The organism is Agromyces humi (assembly GCF_009720255.1).
Lineage (GTDB): Bacteria > Actinomycetota > Actinomycetes > Actinomycetales > Microbacteriaceae > Agromyces > Agromyces humi.
In genome coordinates this window covers 1-1,582 of record NZ_WJSP02000596.1, presented here as the reverse complement: position 1 = coordinate 1,582, position 1,582 = coordinate 1, and the positions used below count along the sequence as shown (strand labels likewise).

Genomic DNA, 1,582 nt, shown 5'->3' with positions numbered 1-1,582 from the left:
GCGAGCGCCTGGGTCAGGTGACCTCCCGACGAGCAGACGATGAGCACGCGCATCTCAGATGCCCTTCCCGAACCGCTGGACGATCCGGGTCACCTGCTCGGTGGTGAGCACGCCGGCGGCGATGAGCGGCCCTCGTCGCCAGCCGGTGCGCTGGCGTCGGTCGCGGCGGTTGGCCGACTGGGGCTCGGGTGCGGTGCTGGAGTGCTCTGAAGTGGAGGAAGGCTGGTTCTGCATGACTTTCACGGGGCGGAGTCCCGCGGCACGAGGCCACGCGATTCCTTTGCTCGACGTTCCACAGACGCGGGGGCGCCCGGGCGAAGTGGCCAGTCTGACGACCTCTTCTGTACGTCTCCGCACATGTTCCTGTGAATGTCATCCAAGGTATTGACGATCGCTCGATTATCACGGTCCGGTTACGACCGCTCCAGACGACCGGCGATCACGCCACGTCGCGGTGCTCCCCGCGCAGGTCCATGCTGATCTGGTCGGCGTCCAGGGTCTCGAGCGCGCCCGTCAGCACCGACGCGCTGAACGTGCCGTCGTCGCGCGCGGCCAGCAGCGCCTCCCGCTGCGCCTCGATGATCTCGAGACGCAGGGTGCGGAAGAGTTCCCGGTCAGCGGCGGGATCCCGGTCGCCGTGCTGGCGTTCCTCCGCGGCCGCCCGAGCCTCGCGATGCTCGTGCACCAGGTCGTCGGCCACGCCGCGGAGCATCTCCTCCAGCTGCGCCCGCTCGGTGCGTGCCGCCTCGACGTCGACGCCGGCCGGCTTGACGAGGCGGACGATCCACGGGAGCGTCCCGCCCTGGATGAGGAGCGAGCCCGCAGCGACGAGGAACGCGATGAAGATCACCAGCGACCGGTCGGGCGTGCCCTGCGGCAGCGTCTGCGCGGCCGCGAGCGTGACCGCGCCCCGCATGCCGGCCCAGACGATCACCGTACCCTCGCGCCAGCCGAGAGGCTCGGCCATGAAGTAGTCGATGTCGGCCACCTTGCGGCGGAGACGGGTCTGGAACCGCTGGAGCGACGCGGCCGACAGCACCCGGCCGGGACGGCCCTTCCCCGGCCCGCCCTGCCGTTCGGGCGCCACGACCTGTCCGGGCTCGGCCGTGTCCAGGCGCTCCTGGAAGGCCGTGAGGTGCGGCTTGATGCTGGCGCCGCGACGGGAACTCCGCCGCTGCAGGCCGAGCATGGGCAGCACGAAGAGCGCCCGCACCGCGATCACCGCCACGAGCGTGACCGCGGCCACGCGGGCACCGAGCTCCACGCCGCGCGTCTCGTCGGTGAGGTCGCCGAGGATGGTGGACAGCTCGAGCCCCATCACGAGGAACACCGTGCCCTCGAGGATCAGCTCGATCGTGCGCCAGTTCTGCACGTCCGACATGCGGTGCTGCGGTGAGAGGCTGCGGATGGCCCCCCGACCCGTCACGAGGCCGGCCACGACGGCGGCGACGAGACCGGATGCCCCGAGCGCCTCGCTCGGCACCGAGGCGAGGAACGGCACCGTGAACGAGATGACGGTGTTCACCGTGGCATCCGTCACCCGTGACCGCACCCAGAGGTTCGCCCGTCCGACCAGCCACCC

The 1,582-nt window shown here is 71.0% G+C and carries 2 protein-coding genes; both read right to left on the bottom strand.

The window, feature by feature from the left end:
- Positions 1 to 54: 54 nt before the first annotated feature.
- Positions 55 to 234, bottom strand: a complete 180-nt coding sequence (locus tag GH736_RS22665) for a hypothetical protein (protein ID WP_159607247.1) — start codon at positions 232 to 234, stop codon at positions 55 to 57.
- Positions 235 to 439: 205 nt separating this feature from the next.
- The coding region (locus GH736_RS22660) for a cation:proton antiporter domain-containing protein (RefSeq protein WP_203230922.1) at positions 440 to 1,582 on the bottom strand (1,143 nt) is incomplete at its 5' end.